The organism is Oscillospiraceae bacterium, assembly GCA_025758045.1.
Lineage (GTDB): Bacteria > Bacillota > Clostridia > Oscillospirales > Ruminococcaceae > Gemmiger.
This window is the reverse complement of record CP107208.1, coordinates 2,558,022-2,581,704: the sequence shown is the minus strand read 5'-3', so window position 1 is coordinate 2,581,704 and position 23,683 is coordinate 2,558,022. Positions and strand designations below refer to the sequence as shown.

Here is a 23,683-nt window from a genome sequence, read left to right as displayed (position 1 = left end):
CATTGACAAACAACAGCCAATTGTGTTATTATTATCTAGTACCCGCTAGTATAGCACAATTGGCAGTGCAGCTGATTTGTAATCAGCAGGTTGCAGGTTCGATTCCTGTTACTAGCTCCAAACGCCCCGGAACACGGTTTGTGTTCCGGGGCGTTTTGTTTGCGATTTTTTGGAAAAGTAGATTATTTCCCAGCCTGAAGAGCAGCTTGCAGGGCGCAGTAGTCTTGCAGAGTCAGCTGTTCCGGGCGGGAGCGGGGGTCCAGGTGAGCAGCTTCCAGGGCGGAGAGGACGGTGGCTTTTGGCAGCTGCAGACCGTTGGAGATGGCGTTGGCGGCGGTCTTGCGGCGCTGAGAGAAGGCGGCGCGGATCAGGGAGAAGAAAGCTTTCTCATCTCCGCCCGGCACTTCAACCGCAGGTGTTTTGCGGACGTTCAAGCGGATGACCGCGCTAGTGACCTTGGGGGCCGGGTAAAAACTGCCGGGCTGTACGGTAAAAAGCAACTTTGGCTCGGCATAATAAGCCACCGCATAGCTGATGGCACCAGCGTCACGGGTACCAGGAGCAGCGCAAAGGCGCTGTGCGGCCTCTTTCTGGACCATGACGGTAATATTCTCGATGGGGAGTTTCTCTTCTAACAGGCGCATCAGAATCGGGCTGGTGATGTAGTACGGCAGGTTGGCGCAGACAGCCACCGGCTTATCGCCGAATTCCTCGGCCAGCAGGGCTTTGAGGTCGACCTTGAGGACATCGTTCAGCACCAGCTTGAAGTTGTCATAATCGGCCATCGTTTCTTTCAACAGCGGCGGCAGGCGCTTGTCCACCTCGATGGAAACGACCTTATCGGCGCGTTTGCAAAGCTGCTCGGTCAGCACGCCGATGCCGGGGCCGACTTCCAGCGCACCCCAGCCGGGGCCGATACCGGCCTCATCGGCAATGCGAGGGCAGATGCCGGGGTTGATGATAAAATTCTGGCCAAAGCCTTTGGACAGGGCAAAATCATACCGTGCGCAAAGGTCGCGGATGGTAGACAAATCGGTCAGGGTAGGCAAAGCGGACTCCTCTCAGCACAGGAAAATTCGGGAAAATCAGTTCTGGCCAGACAGCATCTTGGCGGTGTTCAGGGCCTTGCTGATCTGGGGGTCGGTGTCGACGGTGTAATCGTAATAGGCATTCTGTTCGTCGGAGGACAGCGCAGCGTCCACATCAGGGGTCAGGCCCAGGTCGTTCCAGGATTGGCCCTCGTTGTCCAGTAGCAGACCGATAGTGATGTAGGCGGCGGAGCCATCGGAAAAGCTCTGGGCGTCGCTCATCACAACACCCTTACCGGCGGTGCGGGTGCCTACGATGGTGGCGCTGTTCATCTTGCGCAGGGCATTGGCAAACAGCTCGGCACCATCGGAGGTGCTGCCGTTGACGAGGACGACCATGGGCACGGTGACCTCGTTTTCATCGGACATGCGCAGCAAGGTGATGCTGCCGTCCTTGTCCTCCTGTTGGGCGATGACGCCGGAAGGCACGCAGTAGTCGGCGCAGACCAGCGCGGCGTTCAGGTTCTCACCGATATTGTCGCGCACGTCGAAGATGAAGCTGGCAGCGCCCTGGTTCAGCAGGTTGTCCACAGCAGAACGGAACTCGCTGGCCGTGCCGGAGGAGAAAGCGTCGATGCGGACATAGCCGCAGGTGTCGCCAATCATCTGGCTGGAAACGGTGGTGGTGCGGTAGTTGCTGTGCACCAGGTCGACGGTCTGCTCCTGTCGGTCGGGCGTCAGGTAGGTGATGGTGGTGGTGGTCCCCTCTTCGCCCAGCAGGGCCGAGGTCAGGGAGGCAGTGTCGGTCATGGACTTGGTGGACATATCGCCGATGGCAGTGATGTAACCGCCGACCTGCAGACCGGCCTCGCTGGCGGGCGAGTTGCCGTAGACGCGGGTGATGCGGCCGTAGCCGGAGGACGGGTCGTTGACGACGGCCACGCCGATGCCGGTCAGCTTGCCGGACTCAACAGCCAGGCGCTCGCTGTAAGCTTTGGCGGTGTAGTAGCGGGCGTATTTATCGTTGATGCCCAACATGTAACCGGCGGCCAAGGTGTCGTTCAGCGTGTCCTCGTTGATAGTGAAATACTCGTTGGAGCGGACAAAACGGTCGATCTCGGCCAGCTTGTTGTACTGGCGCTCCTTGCTTTTGACGCTGGACACGGTGGAGTTGAACATATTCATCGAGACAACCATCGTCAGAGAAAAAGTGACCGCCATAGCGATCAAGGCAATGGTGATGGTAACGCCGAGACTAATTTTTTTGCTCATGGGTTCAGATGGCTCCTTACAAAATAGTGCGGTCTTTTACAGAGCATAGGCCAGACTGAAAAGAACGCTGGAGAAAAGGCTGATAATCATAACGACCGCAATAACAAGACAGAAAATGCGCACGGCTGGCTTATGTTTTTGGGGTTTCATCAGGACTTCCCTCCCCTTACGAGATGTAGTTGGTGACGCTGGTCAACACACCGTTGACCTTCATTTCCAGGTGCAGATGGTTGCCGGTAGAATTGCCTGTGGTACCGACATAGCCCAGCAGCTGGCCCTTGGAGACAGGTTGGCCGACGCTGACCACGGGGGCGCTGTTCATGTGAGCATACAGGGTCGAATAGGTATTGCCGTTGGAATCGGTACCATGGTAGACCTGCACATAGTAGCCCCAGCTGTAATGGTAGGTGGCGGCGGTGACGACGCCATCAGCGATGGTGTAGATCTCGGTGCCGCCGGGGGCTGCATAGTCAGTGCCGCGGTGACCGCCGCCGCCGAAGTAGCAGGAAATGTACTTAAAGGTGGCCAGCGGGCGGCCGAAGTCCAGTGAGCAGGTAATGGAGGCGTTGCCATACTTCTTGTTCTGGGCTTCCAGATAGGAGTCCAGGGCGGCGGTGGCTTCGTCCAGCTTTTTGCGGGCTTCGGCTGCGGCCGCTTCGGCGGCCTCCTGCTGGGCAGAGGCTTCGTCCAGATCCTCGTTGGCCTGGGCGATATTGACGGCCAGTTCATCCTGCTTGCTGTTCAGCTGGGTGGTCTGCTCCTCCAGGCTGGCCTGGGTTGCTTCCATCTCGGCCTTGGCATTTTCCAGCTCGGTGCGCTGGTTCTCCAAATCGGCGCGCTGGTTCTCCAAATCCTGGCAGATGGATTGATCCTTGCTGCTGATCTGTTCCAGCGTCTGAGCAAAGGTTAGCAGCTGGTACAGGTTGGTGGCGCTGGACAGCAGTGCGATGGAACCACCGTCGTTGAGCATCTGCATAGCGCCCATGCGTTGTTTGAAATCGGACCAGCGCTGGTCATACTCGGCCTGTTTGTTGTCGACCTCGATCTGCTTATCGTCGATCTCGGTCTGCTTGAGGTAGATCTGCTCCTGCAGGTCGGTGATCTGGTCGCTGAGCAGCGAGATCTGGCTTAAAATCAGGTTCTTCTGTTCTTCCAGCTGGCTCTTGATGGCCTCGGCGTTTTCCTTGTTGCTCTGCGCTTCTTTCAGCGCGGCGTTGACCTTGTCCAGCTCAGCCTGCTTGGCGGAGACCTCAGCCTTCAGCTGGTCCTGCTTGGAGTCAGCCAGCGGCATGACATCAGTGGAGAAGGTCATGGTAAAGGCCAGGGCGGTGGCCAGCATAGCGGAAACGATCCGTTTGAAACGACGGGAAATTCTCATTGGCTTTTCTGTTCCTCTGTTTTCTCTTTCAGTAAATCGTAAATCAGACGTTCAGATGTTTACGGATGCTGGTGGCGGTACCGATGCCGCAGAGCACGAAGCCCAGCAGCGCAAAGCCGCCGACAAGATAGTACCAGACGTCAGCCAGCGGCACCAGTTGGCCGCCAAACATCTGGGACAGATTGGAAGGGTTCTCGGCATACCAGCGGGTCAGGGCATAGTAAGCGCCGCAGATGATGCCGGAGGCCAGTGCCGCGGAAATCAGGCCGGAGGTGACGCCTTCGACAAAGAACGGGAAGCGGATGAAGCCGTTGGTGGCACCGACCAGCTTCATGATGTTGATCTCCTTGCGGCGGTTAAAGACGGTGATCTTGATGGTGTTGTTGATGACCACGATGCTGACAATGGCCAGCACCAGCACGATGCCGTAGCAGGCGTAGGAAACGACCTTTTGCAGCGAGACGAAGACCTTGGACATCTCCAGCGGGGCGTTGACCTGGTAAACACCATCGATCTGGCGCAGCTGCTGGGAAACAGCCTCGATGTTATCAGGGCTGTCCACCACAACGCGGTAGTTGGGGTAGAACGGGTTATCGTTAGCGAAAGCATCCTGCAGGTTGGTGTAGGAGGACAGCATGTCGCTGTAAACTGCCAGCACGTCCTGGGGCGACATGTAGGTGACGCCCACCACGTGCTCAGTGCTGCGGATGGCGGTGTCAGCGGCGGCAATCTGGTCATCGCTGGCCCCCTGGTCCATGTAGACAACGGTCTCGTTCTGGTCGCCGATATACTCGACCATGGCGTCGATGTTGACACCCAGCAGGTAGGCGGCGCCGATCAGCAGCATGCAGACGGTCAGTACGCCCATGGAAGCAAAGGTCATAAGCCGGTTGGCCCGCAGGTTGTGCAGGCCCTGGCCGACCAGATAAGTAAAGCTGGAAAAACGCATGGTATCCCCTCTTATTTATTCCTCATCATCGTAATCTTCGTACTCATCGTAGCCGTTCTCACGCTCGGCCATGTGGGCAGCGTAGCGGCGGGCAACTTCGGGGTGCGAAGTGTCCGAGGCGACCATGCCGTTGGCCAGCTCGATGACGCGGTTGTTGTATTTGCGGGCCAGCTTATGTACCAGCTCGTGCTCGTGGGTGACAACCACCACCGTGATGTTGACCTTGTTGATGGCCTCAAACAGCTGCATGATGTCCATGGACATCTCGGGGTCGATGTTGCCGGTGGGCTCATCGGCAATGATGAGCTTGGGGCCGTGGGCCAGGGCGCGGGCTACCGCCACACGCTGTTGTTCGCCGCCGGAAAGTTCGTCCGGCAGGCGGTCCATCTTATCCTCCAGACCGACCAGGGACAGAACATATGGGATGCGGGATTTGATCTTTTTGGTAGGAATGTTGGTCACGCGCATGGCGAAAGCCACATTCTCGTACACTGTCATGGTGGGGATCAGGCGGAAATCCTGAAAGACGACACCCATCTGGCGGCGCAGATACGGCACCTTGCGGCGCTTCATCTTGGTAAGGTCCTGACCGTTGATGATGACGCGGCCCTCGGTGGGCTTTTCTTCCATCTGGATCAGTTTGAGGAAGGTGGATTTGCCCGCACCGGAATGGCCCAGGATAAAGACGAACTCGCCGTCCTCGATTTGGATATTGATGTCATCGAGCGCTACGTTTTCGTCGTTGTGCGTCTCGTAAGTTTTTGAAACGTGTTCAAATTCGATCATTGGTTTTAACTCCCATGCCCTTGTGACTTCTTGTGGATGGTTACAGTCATACATATAATAGGATACCATGCCGGGGTGTTACGGTCAAGCACTTTTCTGTATGCAAAATGCTAAAAAAGTCCTGCTGTTGTGCGTAGCAGCAGGACTTTTTGAAATCTTTGTGAATTTATGGAAATCAATACTTGGCCGGGTTGGCGGAGAGGTACTTTTTGACCATCAGCGCTACCTTAAAGACGATGGCGTCATCGAAGTTGCGCAGATCCAGGCCGGTCAGCTTGCGGATCTTCTCCAGGCGGTAGACCAGCGTGTTACGGTGTACGAACAGGCCGCGGCTCGTTTCGGAAACGTTCAGGTTGTTCTCGAAGAAGCGCTGGATGGTGAACAGCGTCTCAGCGTCGAGAGAGTCGATGCTCTCCTGCTTGAAGACCTCGCGCAGGAAGGCCTCGCACAATGTAGTGGGCAGCTGGTAGATCAGGCGGGCGATGCCCAGGTGATCGTAGCTGATGACCTGACGCTCGGTGTCGAACACCTTGCCGACTTCCATAGCAATCTGGGCCTCTTTGAAGCTGGAGGCCAGATCTTTGATGTTGCCGATGGGGGTGCCGATGCCGACGACCGCTTTGATGTAGTGGTCGCCCTGCAGGGTGTCCACGATGGATGCGGCCAGCTTTTCCATATCGCGGGTGTTGTTGTCGGGCTTGATCTCCTTGACCAGCACGGTGTCCGTCTCGCTGATGTTAAAGACAAAGTCCTTCTGCTTGTCCGGGAACAGACCACTGACAACATCGTAAGCGGAAATATCGTTGCCGGAGGTCACGCGGACAAGCAGGACAACGCGCTGCACGTCGGAGACGAAGTGCAGCTCCCGCGCTTTGGCGTAGATGTCGCCGGGCAGGATGTTGTCCAGCACGACGTTTTTGATAAAGTTTGTCTTGTCAAATTTTTCGTCGTGATACTGTTTGATGCACTGCAGGCTGATCGACAGCATGGCAGAAAACTGCTCGGCCGTTTCATCAGTGCCCTCCACAAATGCAGCATAATCGTTATGCTTGGCATTGGAGAACTGATGGTAGGAGTAGCCGTCGCGCACAAAAGCATCACCGGCGGTCTGGTGGGCAGCAGCTACGCCTTCTCGCACCTCACCGATCTGCCCCAGCTCTGAGCAGGAAATCACGGTGCCCGTTTCATCAACAACGCCGACCACGCGGTCGACGGCGTCCTTCATCTGGTACACCACGTTCTGGAAGACCCTGTTCGCCATAGTATGTGCTCCCCTTCAGATATTTGTGGGCAAATTGCCGTTGGCCATCTTGCCCGAAAATCAAAAGCTCTTGATGTATATTTTACACAATTAGCTTGACTTTTGCAACATATTTTAACGAAAAAAGCGAGATTTTCTTGTATATTTTTTAAATTTGAGCAAAATAAACCCCACTGCCCAGTAAAACAGTGGGGAATTCATCCGTCAATTTGACGGTTTCTGTTCATTTGGCTCTTGTATAGAACCAGTTCCACCCTCGACGACACCGCGGCGCTGGAACACGTAGGAAAAGCTGTGGAAGAAGATCTTCAGGTCCATGCCGAAGGTCAGGTGAGTGGCGTATTCCCCGTCATATTTGGCCTTTACATCGATAGGCAGCTCGTCGCGGCCGTTGATCTGCGCCAAGCCGGTCAGGCCTGGACGAATGTCGTTGGCATGTGCTTTATCGCGCGCATCGATCAGGTCGTACTGGTTATACAGCGCGGGGCGCGGGCCGATGATGCTCATCTGCCCTGCCAGGATGTTGTAGATCTGAGGCAGTTCGTCCAGGCTGGTCTTGCGCAGGAACGCGCCGCTTTTGGTGATGTAACTGTCAGCATTTTTTAAAAGATGCGTGGGCACATCGTGGGGAGTATCGCCGCGCATGGTGCGGAACTTTAAAATGTTAAAGTGGGTCTTGCCCTTGCCGACGCGCCGCTGCTTGAAAAATACCGGGCCGGGAGAATCAGCTTTGATCCACAGGGCAATAATACCCATGGGAATGGCCAGCACGATGGTGGCGGCCAGGGACAGGATAAAATCCAGGATGCGTTTTACATAGCGTTGGTACATGGCATCATTCCCCCTTTGCGCCATGCAGTTTGCGGGCTTTGTCCAGCTCCTCGCGGGAAAGGATCATAGTGTTGCCGCTGGCAGCAACGACGGTGTGGTCGGCGCGCACGCGGCGGTTGGGATGGTAGCTGGGCACCATCTCCTGCAGGCATTCGACTACGGCGTCATCGTTGTGGTGGGCCGAAACTTTCAGCTCCTGCAGCTGGGTGTAGAATTTTTCCAGGTCGATGTCCATGGGCGGTGCGATGAAGATCTTGTTGTGGGCGGTCTTGAGCATCTTGTCCTGCTCAGCGTCCATCAGCAGCTCCTCGTACAGCTTTTCGCCGGGACGCAGGCCGGTAATCTTGACCTGCATATTTACACCCGGCTCGTAGCCGTAGAAGCGGATCAGCCGGGTGGCCAGGTCCATGATCTTGACGGGCTCGCCCATATCCAGCACGTAGATGCTGCCGCCCTTGGCCAGGCCGCCGGCCTGCAGCACCAGCTGCGCGGCCTCGGTGATGGTCATAAAGTAGCGCACAATATCCGGGTGTGTGATGGTGACGGGGCCGCCGCGCTTGATCTGCTCCTCAAACAACGGAATAACGCTGCCGTGGCTACCCAGCACGTTGCCAAAGCGCACGGCCACGCACTTCATGTCGGTGCCGCTGGCAAAGGATTGAATCAGCATCTCGCAGAGGCGTTTGGTGCAGCCCATAACGTTGGTGGGGTTGACAGCCTTGTCGGTAGAAAGCTGGACAAAGCGCTCGACACCATGCTCGGCGGCGGAAGTCAGCAGATTCTTGGTGCCGAATACGTTGTTTTTGACGGCTTCGGCGGGGCTGATCTCCATTAGCGGCACATGCTTGTGGGCGGCCGCATGGAAGACGACCGATGGATGATAGGTCTCGAACACCTCATCCAGGCGGGCTTTATCGCGGATGGAGCCGATGAGCGTGATGACGGGGGCCTCGGCACCGTACTTGTTGCGCAGCTCGGTCTCCAGCTCGTAGGCGCAGTTCTCATAAATGTCAAAGATGAGCAGACGGCGGGGCTGGTAGCGCATGATCTGGCGGCACAGCTCGCTGCCGATGGAACCGCCGCCGCCGGTAACCAGCACGACCTTATCGTGCAGGTACTCGGAGATCTGGGCGTTGTTCAGCTGGATCTCGTCGCGGGAAAGGAAGTCGGCGGTGTTCAGCTCACGGAAACCGGCGGCTACGGGGTTGCCGTTCTCGTCCACGGCCTGGGGGTCAGACAGCATGCGCACCCGGCAGTGGGTGGAGTTGCAGAGGTTGATGATCTCGGTGAGGCGGTCACCTTTTAACGTGGTGATGGCAATAACAATCTCGACGATGTGGTACTTGCGCACCAATTCGGGAATATCGGAAATGGTGCCGCGCACCGGCACGCCCTGCACGCGCAGGCCTTTTTTGGTTAGGTCGTCGTCCACCAGGCAGACCGGGTTGCCGAAGCTCTGGTTCTTGTTTTTGCAGAGGTTGACGGCCCAGGCGCCGGCATTGCCCGCACCTACGATCAATAGCGGCGTGTCGTCCTCGGGTTTATTAACACAGGCATCGTGCAGCGTCCTGCTGAACCGCCATAGGAAGCGCACGCCCGCTATGGCCGCCGTGTTGAACACCGCACCAAAGATCAGCACAGCGCCGGAAATGGGGCGGCTGTGATAGAACAGGTCGAACAGCATGATGATGCCGGTGGCCAGGCCCGACAGACAAGTCAGGCGGGCCAGGTCACGCATGCCGGCGTATTCCCACATGATCTCGTACAGGCCGCCGAACCAGAACACGATCATATAGATCGGCAGCACGTAGGCCAGCATGGGGGCCATAGCGCGGATGGTCAGCACCCGCTTGTAGGCATCGCCGCTGTCAAACCGCAGCATGACGGCCAGCCAGTAGCACAGCACGATCAGCCCGCAGTCCAGCAGCATCAGCGCAATGCGCCGCGGCAGACCCTTGATGATTTGTTTTGAATCCTGTTGCATGTTGTTTCCTTTTGGTTTGGATTTATAAAAAATCTTAATAGGATGGAAATATTGTGCGGAACTATGGGAAAGCAACTGCTATGCCAAACGGGCACGGGCGAACAATGTTCGCCCTTACAGAGTACTTCCCTGACAGCTCGACATTTTTGTATGACTATTTAGCCTTACACTCATTATAGCACAAAAATGCTCCGTCGTGTTGCATGCTGCGCACAAACGGAGCGGGCAGTTTTTATAAAGATAGGCTTTGCTTTTTGGTGAAAATTACTCAACCGTGACAGATTTTGCCAGGTTGCGCGGTTTGTCGACATCCAGGCCCTTGGCACAGCTGACGTAATAGGCCAGCAGCTGCAGCGGAATGACCGACAGGCTGGTGGCAAAGTGGGGATCGGTCTTGGGCACGTAGACGGTGAAACCGGCGGTGTCCTCGATGCTGTAGTTGCCGTAGGTGGTCAGGCCCATCAGGAAAGCGCCGCGGCTCTTGACCTCGACCATGTTGGAGATGCTCTTTTCGAACAGGTCCGGCTGGGTCAGGATACCCACAACCAGTGTCCCCTTCTCCACCAGAGAGATGGGGCCGTGTTTCATCTCGCCCGCGGCGAAGGCCTCGGAGTGGATGTAGCTGATCTCCTTGAATTTCAGACTGCCTTCCAGCGCTACGGCGTAATCCAGCCCGCGGCCGATGAAGAAGGCGTCTTTGGCGTTGGCGTACTTGCTGGCAAACCACTGGATGCGCTCCTTGTCGGCCAGCGTCTTTTCAATCTTTTCGGGCAGGGCTTCCAGCTCGACCACAAGGTTCTCGTACTGGCCGTCAGCCAGGGTGCCGTGCACGCGGGCAAACTCGGTGGCCAGCAGGTAGCAGGCTGCCAGCTGGGTGCTGTAGGCTTTGGTGGTGGCCACGGAGATCTCCGGCCCGGCCCAGGTGTACATAGTGGCGTCAGCCTCGCGGGCAATGCTGGACCCCACCACGTTGACGATGCCCACTGTGCGCACACCGCGGTCCCTGCACAGGCGCAGGGCGGCAAGGGTGTCGGCGGTCTCGCCGCTCTGGCTGATGACCAGCGCGAGAGAATCCGGCTCCAGCACAGGGTTGCGGTAACGGAACTCGCTGGCGACGTCGACCTCCACCGGCAGGCGGGCCAGGCTTTCGAATACATAGCGCGCGGCCATGCCCACATGGTAAGCGGAGCCGCAGCCGATGATGTAGATGCGGTGGATGCCGCGGATAGCGTCCTCGTCCAGAGCCAGCTCGGACAGATCAATCTTGCCGTCCTTCAGGCGCGGGGAAAGCGTATCCCGGACAGCGGCGGGCTGCTCGTGGATCTCTTTCATCATGAAATGCTCGAAGCCGCCCTTTTCGGCAGCCTCAGTGTCCCACTCGATGGTGGAAGCCTCGTGCTGGACGGACTCTTTGTCAGTATCGAAAAACTCGATGGAATCAGGCGTCAGCCGCGCAATCTCCAGGTTGTCGATGTAGTAGACCGTGCGGGTGTACTTGAGCAGCGCGGGCACGTCAGAGGCAATCAGGGTGCCGTTCTCGGCCTTGCCGACCACCAGCGGGCTGTCCTTGCGGGCGGCGTAGATGGTGCCCGGCTCGTCGGCAAACAGCACGCCCAGCGCGTAGGAGCCGCGCACATGCAGCATGGTGCGGGCGATGGCGTCCAGCGGGTCGCCGGCGGACTCGCCCATGTAATAGTAGTCCAGCAGCTGGGCCAGCACCTCGGTGTCCGTCTGGGAGACAAAGGTAAAGCCTTTGTTGGTCAGGCGCTCTTTGATCTCTAGGTAGTTCTCGATGATGCCGTTATGCACGATGGCAATTTTTTTATCGTTGGAGTAATGGGGGTGCGCATTGACCACAGAAGGCTCGCCGTGAGTGGCCCAACGGGTATGGCCGATGCCGCAGGTGCCTGTAAGGGTATTGCCGCCGTCCGTCATCTCACTTAATACTTTCAGGCGGCCTTTGGCTTTGACGACTTCGATCTTGCCGGCAGCGTTCTGCACGGCGAGACCGGCCGAGTCATAGCCGCGGTATTCCAGCTTGGCCAGGCCATCTAACAGGATCGGTGCTGCCTGGGCGGCACCGGTAAAACCGACGATTCCACACATAAGAGTTGCGCCTCCTTGTTTATGTTCAGTACGGTATAGATCTTGCTTTTTAACAATATACGCACATAAGTATATTCTATTTTACGAAAAATGTCTACTGTTTTGCAAAAAAAAGGCGGGCGGCCGTCAAGGGCTACGGCCGCCCGCTGCGCATATTCTTCTCTTCCGAGTTCTTACACCATAAGACTCATCACGAGTTCTTGCGCATTTATCAGTTTACCACGCCTGCAAAATTTAGGCAAGTATAAAAGCTGATTTTGCGCATAAAATTTTGCATTTACAAAAGGAAATAAAGTTTGTAATGCTATTACCGAAATAAATTAGGAACTTACCTTGCGGGCGACTACCACATACCGCCCGTTGGCCGAGGAATATTCGCAGGTAGAAAGGGTCAGCAGCTGCTCGCCATACTCGGGGCGGATGCCGCTGTCTACATCGCTGCGGCGGATGACCTCGGCCACGTAGTCGTTGTAGGTATCCTCGTCCATATCAACGTACTGGTTATAGACGAAGCTGGTGTCCTGTACCACGTCGATGGCAAAGGCGGCAAAGACCTCGTACTTGGCGTCGCCGTACAGGGTGTCGAACTCGATGTAGGGGTGTTCCTGATAATAGGCCGCTTTTTTATACTCGGTCAGGCAGCCGAAAATGGTGCCGGTCTTCATGTTGTGGCCGTAGACGATCAGGTTATTGCTTTGGGCATTGGCACCGATGGTCGTTTTTTCATCCAGGTACGGCACGCCGTAATCGCTGTACTGGTGCTTGAAATCGTGTTTTAAGTAGTAGTCTTTGTTGTTGGGCGCGTACATGACCGGGAAGTCCAGGCTGGTGCCCTCGATGGAGATCCAGCCCATGAAATCGCTGTTCTGGTCTTTCAGGGCGGCGAATTTGGCGGCGTTGGAAGGCTCGCTGTCCTCGGTCGGGGCGGGTGTAGCGGCAACGTCGATCATCGATTGCAGGTCGGAAAACTCGTTCTCGGTCTTTTTATCGTCGAAAAAGCGCTTGACCAGCAGCCCGCCGCTGACCAGGAAGATGACCGCAAAAACCACCATGGCGATGGTGTAGGCCAGATCCTTTTTACTTTTGGCTTTGCCCGCTTTCGCGGCGCTTCCCTTGCCTTTGGCCGGGTGCGGGGCCTCGTAGTCGGCGTCCTTGTCCTGGTCGTAGAACTGGGGTGCGGTAGCCTTGGGGGCAGCAGGTTCCGGCTCTTTGGGCAGGGTGATGGTTTGGGTGGGGTGCTGGACGGGCATATCGTTGCGGTGAATTTTGGCCATAGTGTTTGCTTCTCCCTGTCAGAATACTGCCCTTACTATACGCCAAAACGGGAAAATATGCAAGCAAAAGACGGCGGATTTTGTTGAGTTGTCTGCGTCAATGCTGTCAATGCTCAGGAAATGAACTGCAGGGGAGTGAAATCGATGCTGCCGGCAAGCAGGTCTTCCAACGGCATGACGCCGTACAGGCGCCAGACTGGCGTGTAGGTGTAGGCTGTGCCGGATTTGTCAATGCCCTGTCGGGTGTCAATCTGTTCATCGTAGATGACCAGCACCTGGCCGTTCTGGATGTCCAAAATCTGGATGTTCTGTACACCCTTGCCCTCGGCATAACGCTTTTGCGGGATGAGGGTCATCTGGCCGCTGCCATCGCAGAAATATTGTGCGCTGGTGCCATCGCCGGTGCCCATGCCGTCAGAACCGCGGCCCCACTCGTCCACCGTCAGCAGCCAGCCATCGTGATAACGAGCGATGCTGTAGTTTGCCTCGTACTCGGCGGTGGTAGTGGGCAGGTTTTCGGCAAGCACGGTGCGCTGCCCGGTGGCTGCATCCCGCACGGCGGCGGTGCCGTGTTCGTTGTCGCATTCGGCAATGCCGCTGCTGAAAGACCCGTAGTAGCCGGTCAGGGTGTAATAGAGGCGGCTGTGGCTGATGACACCGCTGTTTGTGTAGGTGTTGCCGTAATCATCGTGGACTTCCTGCGGCGGGGTGACGATGGTGCCATCATCGACCTCGTACCGTTGGGCGGCGGTGCACTGGTTGGCGGTAAGGTCATAACACCAGACCTGTACGGCGGAATTATAATAGTTATTAGGATCGGGGTTCCTTTCGGAATGGGTAAAATACAGCTGGCAGCCGCTGGCGCCGACCAGATTGACGAAAGTAACTTGCCCCGTGCTGCCGCGCCCGTTTTCAAGACCGTCCAGCTGGTAAAGCGTCTGCATATCGCCGGTTGCTTTAGAAACGGCCAGCAGCATGGCGGACATGGTGGCGTTGCTGTAGTTGTCAGTGGTTAAGAAATAAAGGTGCGTGTCATCCGCCGCCATGCCGATAGGCTGTACCCATCCAAACGGTAAATCATCTGCAAGGCAGGTACGTTGGGTATGGTCCGCGTTGATTTTCTCTAAGCGGAAAACGGTTGTATTTTCCACTTCTTTATATAGGCAGATGTAGAGATAGACCTCGCTGCCATCGGCATAACAAGTGGCCGAGCCTTGGATGTAGGCTGGGCAGGCATCACTGTCGTGGGTGCAGCCGGGTACATTGCAGGCCGGGCGGGCCAGACCAGTGGTTTCCTCGACCGCATAGACAAGATTGCGGCCAATGTCGACCTCGTGGTTGACCTCACTGTCGGCAAAAGTCTGATAGTAGATCCCGCCGTCCGCGGCGCTTAGCATGCGCACTTCCCCACTGCCGACGTCTTGGATGGTGGTAGATTCTTCCGGCGCGGCTGGTAGAGTATCAGATGTAGGGGCGGTACAGGCGGTTAACGTAAAGGTCAGTGCGGCGGCGAGGGGGAGTAGCTTTTTCATGGGGTGTCTCCTTTAGCGTAGAGGGCGTCAAGATCAGCATAGTCCTGCGGGGTCATGCTGGCGGCGGAGAGGGTGATGCCATAGCGGCAGTTGGCGGTGAGGTAGAGCTGTGCGGTCTCGCTGTAGGCGGCGACGCCGAAATCCCGCACGGCGGCTCTCCAATCCGGGTACTGCCAATCGGCAAAGGAATCCAGTCCCAAAAGGGTGCTGTACTTTTGCAGGTAGGTGGCGTCCGCGATAAGGTGGGTGGTATCCTGGCCGTCCTGGTAGTTGAAATAGACCGGGGTGTCAGCGCTTGTCAGAATCAGGTTCAATGCAAAGCTGCTGTAAGAATCAGGCGATTCATCATCAAAATTTTCTATGACATTGCAGCTTACCTGTGTCAGGCCGCCGGGGGCGGTGGCGGCGTTCCAGTTGGTGGCTTTGTCGTTTTGGGTGCAGACGGCCAGGGCTTTGGCAAGTTGGACGTCGGTCAGCAGCCCGGCATCGTGAAGGGCGCGCAGGGCACTGCGAGCACGGTCCAGCGTGGCGTCATCGATGGCGGTCTGCGCCCAGGGGTTTTCGCTGCCGCTGTTGTAGCCCAGCGGGACGTTCAGTACATGGCTGCAGGCGTACAGCGTGCAGGCAGTGGAATTGGCGCGGGCTTCGGCGGACAGGCCCTCGGCGGCCGTCTGGCTGTGCGGGGCGGAGAGAAGTGCTTTGTCCCACAGCGAAAAAACAGCGAAAGGCAGCGCCAGGCTGAGGAGGACCACCAGCGCACAGGCCAGTGGAAGGCGATATTTTTTCATGGTTGCTCCTTTCCGTCTGCATCGGCGGCAGGCAAATCATCAGGGCCAAGGATAGGTACGGATACGGTCACGGTCGTACCCACACCCTCGGTACTGTCGATTTGTAATTGGGTGCCGTGGGCCTGGGCGATTCGGGCGCACAGCGCCAGCCCGATGCCGCTGCCACCATCGGCACGGCTGCGGGACTTGTCCACCATATAAAAGGCTTCGGTCACGCGGGGCAGGTCGGCGGCAGGGATGCCGCAGCCGGTATCGGCCACTGTGAAAACGACGGTGCTCCCCTGCTGCTGGCAGCGCAGTGTGATGGCCGCCCCCGCAATGCCCTTGCAGGCACGCTGGGCGTTGATGGTCAGATTGCGCAGCATATCCACCCAGAGGGCGCGGTCCACCTGCACGGCGCAATCGCAGGCGATGATGCGCGGCACAGGTGTGCTGCCCTGGGGCAGGCTGCGCACTACTTGATTCAGCAGGCTGCGGTCGCTGACAGGTTCCGGCGTCAGGCGGTCAGCGGCGTCTAAGCCCATCAGGGCCAGCAGACGGCGGCTGAGCTCCTCCAACCGGCGGGTCTCGTGGTAGATGTAGTTGGCAGATTCCCGCTGCAAGTCTGCGTCGTCAGGCGCGGCACGCATCAGGTCGGCATAACCAAGCATGGCAGTCATGGGGGTCTTGACCTCATGAGTAAAGGCTGCAATGAAGTCTTTCTGGCTTTGCAGCGTTTCGTCCATCTCGCCAATTTTAGTCTCTACCGCAGCAGCCATAGCGTCAAAACTGCGGCTCAGTACACCGATCTCATCGTTGGTCTGCACCTGGGTGCGCTCGGTATACTGGCCGGCAGCAATCTTCTCACTGGCAGATTGCAGGGTGGTCAGCGGCCGGGTGACGAGGCGGCTGAAGAGAACTGCCGCCGCGCCGCCCAGCGCCAGCAAAGCGGTTGAAGCCGCCAGCCAGGCCCGCAGCTGGGCGTTGCGCGTGGCAAACACGCTGGTGACATCGTAGGAGCAGAGTATGTCTGCCTGCACGCCGGGAATATCCAACGGCTGGGACAACAGCAGATACCAGTGCCCCGCGCAGTGAGCCAGCTGCCAGTGGTCAGCTCCATTGGAAACGGCCTGCATTTGCACAGCACGCGGCAATGCCGTGGGCAGGTTGGAATACAGCGTATATGCACCGTTGACCCATAGAGCAAGGCCGCTGTTGGCATCGGCCGTTTGCTCGGCATACTGCTGGGCGGCGGTGGCCAGGGTGTAGTTCTCGACCATAGTGTTGGTCGAGAACAAGGTGTTGGTTTCGGCAGCGGTAAAAATGCAGCGCTCGAGTGTGTATTTTTCTTTGGCCTGCTGAGCCTGCATGGCGACGCGGGTGGTCTCTAAACTGCCGGAAAAGCTTTTGCCGGTCAAGATCAACCCCGCCGCGCAGAGCGCACAGGAAAGTAGCGTGATGCAGCCAAGGGAGAGTTTGGTGGCAAATTTCATAGAAAAATCCTCATGTAGTGGCCTGTGGGCTCAATCAAAAAGTGCCCCGTCCAGCATGGCGACGGGCGTCCAGTTTTGGCCGCCGGAAAATAAGTCTTGCAGTGGGATCAGCGCTAGTTCGCAGATGGTTTGCTGGCGCTGGTACGGGAGACCCTCCGGGGTAAGCTGCGGCGTAGAAATGGCGCGGTCGCTGACTTTGATCAGTGCTATCGTGCCATTCTCGGCATAGATGACCAGAGAGCGGGCAACAGCAGTGTCCTTGCACCAGGTGGGGGCCAATTCTATGGCGGTATCGCTGCCGGGGGTCCAGGCATAGTTGATTTCGTTGCTGATCAGGCCAATGGTGCCATCGCCGTAGGCGATGCAATAATTGTTCCAGCCACCGCCAGCAGGCAGCGGGAGCGTCTCGGTAGTTTGGGCGGCAAGGTCGGTGACCTCGATGGTTTCGGCCTGGTCGCCGCTGCCGGGAACGTAATAAAGCTTGCCGTCATGCAGGGTGGAAATCCAATCGGTAGGGCTGCCAAAGTCGATGCTGTAGCTGCCCAAATCCGTAACGGAGCCGTCGGCATGCACGCCTATCAGGCCTGTGCCGCTGCCGCTGAGGGACGGTGTGCAGGCAAAGACGGCCATATCCTGCCAGCAGCCAAGGATGGTGCAGCGGGGCGTGTTGTCCTGCGTATAAAGCGGGTTTTCTGGCGTGGGATGCCCATCGTTCAGCGGGAAAACCGAGGTCAGGCCGGTATCATCCAGCCGGACAAGGCTGCTGGCGGCGGTGGCAAGATACAAAGCATCACCATCGGTAAAGCACATGGACATCGTGCAATCCAGCTGGAATATACTGCTGTTCTCAACAATCGTGTGACGATTACTGCCGTCCAGTGCGCTGACATCGACCCGGACATTGACGGGCGAGGCCCCACCATTGATAAACCAGTAGAGCCTGTCCCCTGCGGCAACTAACCCGCCGGTGTAGTACTGCGACAAAGCATCATCGTCAGCGGCCATAAAGGCCGGGCAGCCTGCATCAGCGTGGGAGCAGCCGTCTACGCTGCAAAGCACCTGCTGCTGTGCGGTGGCAAAATCAATTTTGGTAGCCAGCAGTGTGGCGCCGAATTTCATAGGCAGATAGGCGGCGGTGTCCGTTATAGTAAACTGTGGGGCTGTGCCGCCACTGTTGAGGATGTACAGCGGCTTACCGCTGGCAACTGCTGCGGCGGGAGGCTCCTGCGTGGTGACAGCGAGCGCGGCGGATTCCGCCGATGGCGTGATGCCTGCGGCAGGTTCAGCAGCGCAGGCGGTGAGTATCATGGCGGCCAGAGCCATGGCAAAAGCTGTGCGGTATTTCATAGAAAGCATCTCCTTTGTTATGTTCTGGCCTTAGTGTACGGCGGCAATGTCACGGTTTTGTTTCCGGCAGGCGTCCGGGATGCAAACTTTTGCGACGATTTTAGGCAATACCGCATAATTCTAAGTGCCGATACGGCGAGCGAGGTGCGGCAGCTGCTAAGCCAAAAGCGCAGATAATACTTTGTGTATTATCGAGCATTTTGGCAACGCAGATGCCGTGCCGCAGCCGCCGGAGCGGTGCTTAAGCCGTTAGGCGGGAATTGTGCGGTGTTGCCTTTACTCTTTTTCCAGCATATAACCCACATTGCGCACGGTACGCAGGCGGTCGCCCAGATGCAGTTTGCGGCGCAGCCGGGTGACATGGGTATCCAGCGTGCGGGTGCTGTCGGCAATGTCATCCTCGCCCCAGACGGTTTCGTACAGATAGTCCCGGTAGAGTGCGCGACCGCGGTTACGCAGGAAAAGCAGCAGTAGTTCGTACTCTTTGGGCGTCAGGCGTATCTCCTCGTCCCCGCGCTGGATGCGGCAGGCAGCGGTGTCTACGGTCAGATCCCACAGGTGGTAGACTACCATGCTGCGGCCCGCGCGGCGCAGAACGCTTTCTACCCGGGCTACTAATTCGGCCGGGGCAAAGGGCTTGACGATATAATCATCGGCCCCGCTGTGCAGGCCGCGCACGCGGTCCTCTACCGCCGCCTTGGCCGTGATGAAGATGCAGGGTGTGCCGGTGGGGCGGATATAGTTCAGCAGGTCGTAGCCGTCGATTTGGGGCATCATAATATCAAGCAGCACCAGGTCGTACTGTTTTTTCTCCAGCAGATCGGCGGCTTTGATGCTGTCGGTCACGGCCTCGCAGCGGTAGCCTGCGTCGGTCAGGATGCGGCGTATCAGCATGGCGATAGCCTGTTCGTCGTCTACAACTAAAATCGGATGCATGGCAAAAACCTCCTTTGCCTCTATTGTACTGCAGAATGTGTCCGATTTGAAAACTTTTGCAAAGAAAAAGCCGTCGTGCAGCAAAAAGCGCACAGCGGCTTAGAAATTATAAAATTACTCGCGGATCTCGATGCCAAGCTTGAACTTCAGGTTGCCGAGGATCTTCTTGACGAAGCGATCGACCTCATCGGCAGCGAAGGGCTTCTCGCCGGGCTGGAAGTACAGGCTGAAAGCCATACTCTTCTTGTCAGCGCCCAGCTTTTCGCCGCGGTAGATGTCGAACAGCTCCACCCTGGTCAGCTGCTTGCAGGCGCGCTGCATCTCGGTGATGAGGGTGCCGCACTCCATGCTTTCGGGAGCAACCAGGGCCAGATCGCGTTGGACCGGGGCAAACTCCGGGATCGGGGTGTAGTGCAGGCTGGTGGGGACCAGAGCGTGGAAAGCGACCCAATCGATCTCGCCCAGGTAGATGTTCAGGTTGGAGCGGCTGTCCTTGGGCAGCTTCAGCTCAGCGGTGACATCATTGGCCAGCTTGCCGAAGACGCCGACGCGCTCGCCCTTGCACAGGATGTAAGCGGCAATGCCGGGGTGCAGCCAGGCAACATCGGCGGCACGCTCCACGGTCAGCTCCACGCCGAAAGCATCGCCCAAAGCGGCGACAGCGCCCTTGACGGTAAAGAAATCCTCGTCACTGCCCCAGGCGGCGAAGCCCAGGTGCAGGCGCTCTTCCGGCAGTTCGGTGACAGGCAGCTGCTTCGGGATGTAGATGTTGGACATCTCGAACAGGCGGCCCTCGCCGTTGCCCTTGCGCAGGTTGTCAACGACAACGTTCAGCAGGGACGGAGCCAGCAGCGGGCGCATGATGGTCAGATGAGAGGAAATGGGGTTCAGGATGCGGATAACCTTGCGCTCCGGGGCGTCGGCAGCGATATGCAGCATATCCAGGTCGGCATCGGCGTAGAACGCGAGGGTCTCGGCCTCGTAGAAGCCCTGGGCGCACATGGTGCGCTTGGCCTTGGCGCGGGCCTTCTGCTCAGCGGTCAAGCCGCCGGTGGTGACCTGGGCAGCCTTCAGGAAAGTAGGTACGATGTGGTCATAGCCGTACTCGCGGATGACTTCCTCGGCCAGGTCAGGCTCGCCGACCTCGATGTCCTCACGCCAGCGGGGCGCGACGACCTGCATGGTGTTGCCGTCGGCTTCGAGGGTGACCTCGAACTGCAGACGGTGCAGGATGTCGAGGATGGCATCGGTGGGCACGGTGATGCCCAGGATGGCGTTGATGCCGCTGATGGTGGCGGTGAAGTGCTTACCCTCACGCGGGGCACCGGCGGAGCAATCGAAGTGTGCAGCGGTGACTTCGCCGCAGCCCAATTCCTGAATGAGGTGCAGGGCGCGGGCCATGCCCAGCTCGGTGGTGTACTCAGAAATACCCTTTTCATAATGGCTGGAGGCATCGGTGTTCTGGCCCAGGCCGCGGGCGGTCTTGCGGATGTTGTCGCGGGCGAACTTGGCGCTCTCGAAGAGCAGCTGGGTGGTGCTGTCTTTGATCTCGCTGTTCAGGCCGCCCATAACGCCGGCCAGGGCAACGGGCTTGGAACCATCGCAGATGACCAGGTTATTGGGGGTCAGCTTGAAGTTCTTCTCGTCCAGGGTGGTGATCTCCTCACCATCCTTGGCGCGGCGGACGATGATCTGGCAGCTTTCCAGCGTGTCCATATCGAAGGCGTGCATCGGCTGGCCGATCTCCAGCATGACGTAGTTGGTGATGTCAACGACGTTGGAGATGCTGCGCAGGCCGCACAGGGCCAGCTGGCGCTTCATCCAGCGCGGAGAGGGGCCGGGGGTGATGTTGCGGACATAGTGGCCGATGTAGCGCGGGCAGAGGTCCGGGGCCTCGACGGTGATGGACAGACGGTCGTCGGTGGTGTCGGAGACGGTATAGTCGATGGCGGGCATCTTGAGGGGCTTGCCCAGCACGGCGGCAACTTCGCGGGCGATGCCGAGGACGCTCTGGCAATCGGCACGGTTGGCGGTGACGGAGATGTCAAAAATGTAATCATCCAGGCCGACAACTTCCTGAATGGGGGTGCCGGGAACGGTATCCTTGGGCAGGTCGAGCAGGCCGTAGACCTCAGCGCCGGGATACAGGTCGTCGTTCAGGCCCAGTTCCTCACCGCTGCAGAGCATGCCGTTGGACTCAACACCCATCAGGGGCTTGGCCTTGATCTTGATGCCGCCGGGCAGCGTGGAGCCGTCCAGAGCGGCGGGGGTGTGCATGCCCTCGTAAACGTTAGAAGCGCCGGTGGAGATCTGGATGTCGTGGCCGTACTCGCCGCAGTCTACTTTGCAGATATGCAGGTGGGTGCCCTCCTGAGGAACGCACTCGGTGACAACGCCGACAACGACTTTGCTGATCTCGCCGCCGAGATCAATGAGTTCTTCGACCTCAAAGCCGCAGCCAAAGAGCTTATCTTCCAACTCCTGTGCGGTGACGTCAATATCAACATACTGTTTTAACCAGCTGAACGGTACTTTCATAATCTGTACTCCTCCCCCATCAATCCTCGAACTGCTTCAAGAAGCGCAGATCGTTTTCAAACATCAGGCCGATGTTGTTGATGCCGTATTTGAGCATGGCGATACGCTCGATGCCGATGCCAAAGGCAAAGCCGGAATAGACGTTGGGGTCAATGCCGCAGTTCTCCAGCACGCTGTGGTGCACAACACCGGCACCCAGGACCTCGATCCAGCCGGTGTGCTTGCACAGCGGGCAGCCCTTGCCGCCGCACTCGAAGCAGGAAACGTCGACCTCGACGCTGGGCTCGGTGAACGGGAAGTAGGACGGGCGCAGACGGGTCTTGACGTCAGCGCCGAACAAAGCCTGGACGAACTTGTCCAGCATGCCCTGCAGGTCGCACAGGGTGATGCCTTTGTCCACGACCAGACCCTCCATCTGATGGAACATCGGGGAGTGGGTGGCATCGGAGTCAGAGCGGAAGACGCGGCCTGGGACCAGCACTTTGATGGGGGGCTTTTCCATATCCATCACGCGGATCTGGCCGCCGCTGGTCTGGGTGCGCAGCACGATGTCATCGGCCACATAGAAGGTGTCCTGCATATCGCGGGCGGGGTGATTCTTGGGTACATTCAGGCGGGTGAAGTTGTGGTCGTCATCCTCGATCTCGGGACCTTCGTAGATCTCAAAGCCCATGCCGGCGAAAACGTCAACGATCTCGTTCTTGACGAGAGTGATGGGATGCAGGCTGCCGTTCAGGCGAACCTTCGGGGGCATGGTGATGTCCACGGTTTCGGCGGCGTTGCGGGCAGCCAGGGCAGCCTGCTCCACCTGGACGGACAGGGCCTGATACTGGCCCTCGGCCCACTGCTTGAACTCGTTGATGGTCTTGCCAACGGCAGGGCGATCCTCTTTGGGCACATCGCGCAGGGACTTGGTCAGCCCGGCAACAGCGCCGTTTTTGCTCAGGAATTTCTGCCAGAAGTCCGACAGCTGTGCCTGATCGGTGACAGCGGCGGCAGCTTCTTCAATCGCCGCGCGCAGCTCTTTGATTTTCTCTTCCATAGTACACCTCTGTTTATGGGTCTTGCGGGACAAAACAAAAAGGCCTCGTCCCTGTGCTTGTCAGGGACGAAGCCTTGCACATCAAAACTCCGCGGTACCACCCGTGTTCCGCGCAAAAAAGGCGCGGCACTCTTTAACTGCCGGTAACGGTGCAGAGCCGTTGCGTACTACTAAGCGGGTATGCCGTTCACGCGCACCACTCAGGAGTGAACTTCGGCGCGGGGGCTTGGGGGCGGCTTGCAGCCGGTGACCGCTCTCTCTGGTCCGAAACGAACCGCGCGTACTTTCTCCGTCAATGTGTTTTAACGAATACGGATTTAGTATAGCGGTTTCGGCAGGATTTGTCAAGGGCGGTTTAGCTGTCGCGGCGGCGGCCAAGCAGACGCACCACGTACAGGAAGATGTTGATGAAGTCGAGGTAGAGGTTCAGTGCACCGATAATGGAAGCCTTGTGCAGCATGGCTGCATCACCGCCGAAATAGGCGTAGTGATGCTTGAGCATCTGGGTATCATAGGCGGTCAGACCCATGAACAGGAACAGACCAACGGCGCAGAGCAGCAGATCACCAATGCCAAAGCTGAAGCCAAACAGGCTGAACAGGCTGCCAACCAGGGAGCAGATGATAATGGCAATCAAACCGCCCATCAATTTGGGGCCCCAGCCGACCAGGCTGCGGTTGGTGGTAGCACCGTACACGGCCATAACGCCGAAGTAGACAGCGCCCACCAGGAAGGCCAGCACCAAGCTGCCCAGATCATAGATCAGGAAGATGGAGCAGAGGTTCAGGCCGTTGAGCGCCGCATAGGCAAAGAAGATGCCAGTAGCGGTGCCTGGCTGCAGGCTGGTGACACGGGCGGACAGTACACCGACCAAAATCAGCTCTGCAATGCAGGTGATGAAGAAGACGCCGCTGTTGATGAAAGCATAGACCAAACCGGTGGAAATAGCACCGATGGCCACGGCGAAGGTGACCAGCAGACCGGCAAACATCCAGCCGAAGGTCTTGGTCATATATTGATTTAAGGTTCCAAACGGACTTTCAGCATAAGAAATATCATTGTAATTCTGATACATGGTTGAAATCCCCTTTCTGTATGAAGTATTATACTGTTATTAGGATGTCAATTCATCACAAAACTATTAAGAACCATGGATAAA

At 57.7% G+C, this 23,683-nt stretch carries 18 protein-coding genes and 1 tRNA gene; 1 reads left to right on the top strand and 18 read right to left on the bottom strand.

The genetic code is table 11. The features are described from left to right. Window positions 1–44 precede the first annotated feature (44 nt). Window positions 45–120, top strand: a tRNA-Thr gene (locus OGM81_12025). A 62-nt stretch (window positions 121–182) separates the two neighbouring features. Here the strand turns inward: OGM81_12025 and rsmA are convergent. From rsmA to OGM81_11935, 18 genes are all read right to left on the bottom strand, one after another. Continuing rightward, window positions 183–1,049 (bottom strand): 16S rRNA (adenine(1518)-N(6)/adenine(1519)-N(6))-dimethyltransferase RsmA, encoded by an 867-nt coding sequence (gene rsmA / locus OGM81_12020; GenBank protein ID UYJ43049.1) that lies wholly within the window; start codon window positions 1,047–1,049, stop codon window positions 183–185. A 36-nt stretch (window positions 1,050–1,085) separates the two neighbouring features. After that, on the bottom strand, window positions 1,086–2,300 hold the full coding sequence (locus OGM81_12015; GenBank protein ID UYJ43048.1) for a S41 family peptidase: 1,215 nt from the start codon (window positions 2,298–2,300) through the stop codon (window positions 1,086–1,088). Window positions 2,301–2,466: 166 nt separating this feature from the next. Continuing rightward, window positions 2,467–3,678, bottom strand: coding sequence for a peptidoglycan DD-metalloendopeptidase family protein (locus OGM81_12010; protein UYJ43047.1), 1,212 nt, complete (start codon window positions 3,676–3,678; stop codon window positions 2,467–2,469). Between the two features lie 43 nt (window positions 3,679–3,721). Then, entirely contained in the window at window positions 3,722–4,627 is a 906-nt protein-coding gene (ftsX, locus tag OGM81_12005; GenBank protein UYJ43046.1) for a permease-like cell division protein FtsX, read from the bottom strand. 15 nt (window positions 4,628–4,642) lie between these two features. Continuing rightward, on the bottom strand, window positions 4,643–5,413 hold the full coding sequence (ftsE, locus tag OGM81_12000) for a cell division ATP-binding protein FtsE (GenBank protein UYJ43045.1): 771 nt from the start codon (window positions 5,411–5,413) through the stop codon (window positions 4,643–4,645). Window positions 5,414–5,588: 175 nt separating this feature from the next. Beyond that, window positions 5,589–6,674, bottom strand: coding sequence for a helix-turn-helix domain-containing protein (locus OGM81_11995; GenBank protein ID UYJ43044.1), 1,086 nt, complete (start codon window positions 6,672–6,674; stop codon window positions 5,589–5,591). Between the two features lie 204 nt (window positions 6,675–6,878). Continuing rightward, entirely contained in the window at window positions 6,879–7,505 is a 627-nt protein-coding gene (locus OGM81_11990; protein ID UYJ43043.1) for a sugar transferase, read from the bottom strand. Between the two features lie 4 nt (window positions 7,506–7,509). After that, window positions 7,510–9,489, bottom strand: a complete 1,980-nt coding sequence (locus OGM81_11985; protein ID UYJ43042.1) for a polysaccharide biosynthesis protein — start codon at window positions 9,487–9,489, stop codon at window positions 7,510–7,512. 264 nt (window positions 9,490–9,753) lie between these two features. After that, window positions 9,754–11,595, bottom strand: a complete 1,842-nt coding sequence (glmS, locus tag OGM81_11980) for a glutamine--fructose-6-phosphate transaminase (isomerizing) (protein UYJ43041.1) — start codon at window positions 11,593–11,595, stop codon at window positions 9,754–9,756. A 320-nt stretch (window positions 11,596–11,915) separates the two neighbouring features. Then, window positions 11,916–12,869, bottom strand: a complete 954-nt coding sequence (gene srtB / locus OGM81_11975; protein UYJ43040.1) for a class B sortase — start codon at window positions 12,867–12,869, stop codon at window positions 11,916–11,918. Between the two features lie 113 nt (window positions 12,870–12,982). Then, window positions 12,983–14,401 carry a hypothetical protein gene (locus OGM81_11970; protein ID UYJ43039.1) on the bottom strand — a complete coding sequence of 473 codons (1,419 nt, stop codon included), beginning with the start codon at window positions 14,399–14,401 and terminating at the stop codon, window positions 12,983–12,985. Next, window positions 14,398–15,189 carry a hypothetical protein gene (locus tag OGM81_11965; GenBank protein ID UYJ43038.1) on the bottom strand — a complete coding sequence of 264 codons (792 nt, stop codon included), beginning with the start codon at window positions 15,187–15,189 and terminating at the stop codon, window positions 14,398–14,400. The genes OGM81_11970 and OGM81_11965 overlap by 4 nt, the downstream gene beginning before the upstream one ends. Next, complete coding sequence (locus OGM81_11960; protein UYJ43037.1) at window positions 15,186–16,661, bottom strand: HAMP domain-containing histidine kinase; 1,476 nt, start codon at window positions 16,659–16,661, stop codon at window positions 15,186–15,188. Before OGM81_11960 ends, OGM81_11965 begins: the two co-directional genes overlap by 4 nt. A 30-nt stretch (window positions 16,662–16,691) precedes the next feature. After that, entirely contained in the window at window positions 16,692–18,008 is a 1,317-nt protein-coding gene (locus tag OGM81_11955) for a hypothetical protein (GenBank protein ID UYJ43036.1), read from the bottom strand. A gap of 276 nt (window positions 18,009–18,284) precedes the next feature. Beyond that, window positions 18,285–18,944 (bottom strand): response regulator transcription factor, encoded by a 660-nt coding sequence (locus OGM81_11950; GenBank protein UYJ43035.1) that lies wholly within the window; start codon window positions 18,942–18,944, stop codon window positions 18,285–18,287. Window positions 18,945–19,058: 114 nt separating this feature from the next. Then, the gene (gene pheT, locus OGM81_11945) at window positions 19,059–21,482 is read right to left on the bottom strand and encodes a phenylalanine--tRNA ligase subunit beta (GenBank protein UYJ43034.1); all 2,424 of its coding nucleotides are present in this window, start codon (window positions 21,480–21,482) and stop codon (window positions 19,059–19,061) included. A gap of 19 nt (window positions 21,483–21,501) precedes the next feature. Next, the gene (gene pheS / locus OGM81_11940) at window positions 21,502–22,524 is read right to left on the bottom strand and encodes a phenylalanine--tRNA ligase subunit alpha (protein ID UYJ43033.1); all 1,023 of its coding nucleotides are present in this window, start codon (window positions 22,522–22,524) and stop codon (window positions 21,502–21,504) included. 355 nt (window positions 22,525–22,879) lie between these two features. Further along, window positions 22,880–23,599 carry a Bax inhibitor-1/YccA family protein gene (locus tag OGM81_11935; GenBank protein UYJ43032.1) on the bottom strand — a complete coding sequence of 240 codons (720 nt, stop codon included), beginning with the start codon at window positions 23,597–23,599 and terminating at the stop codon, window positions 22,880–22,882. Window positions 23,600–23,683: the final 84 nt, after the last annotated feature.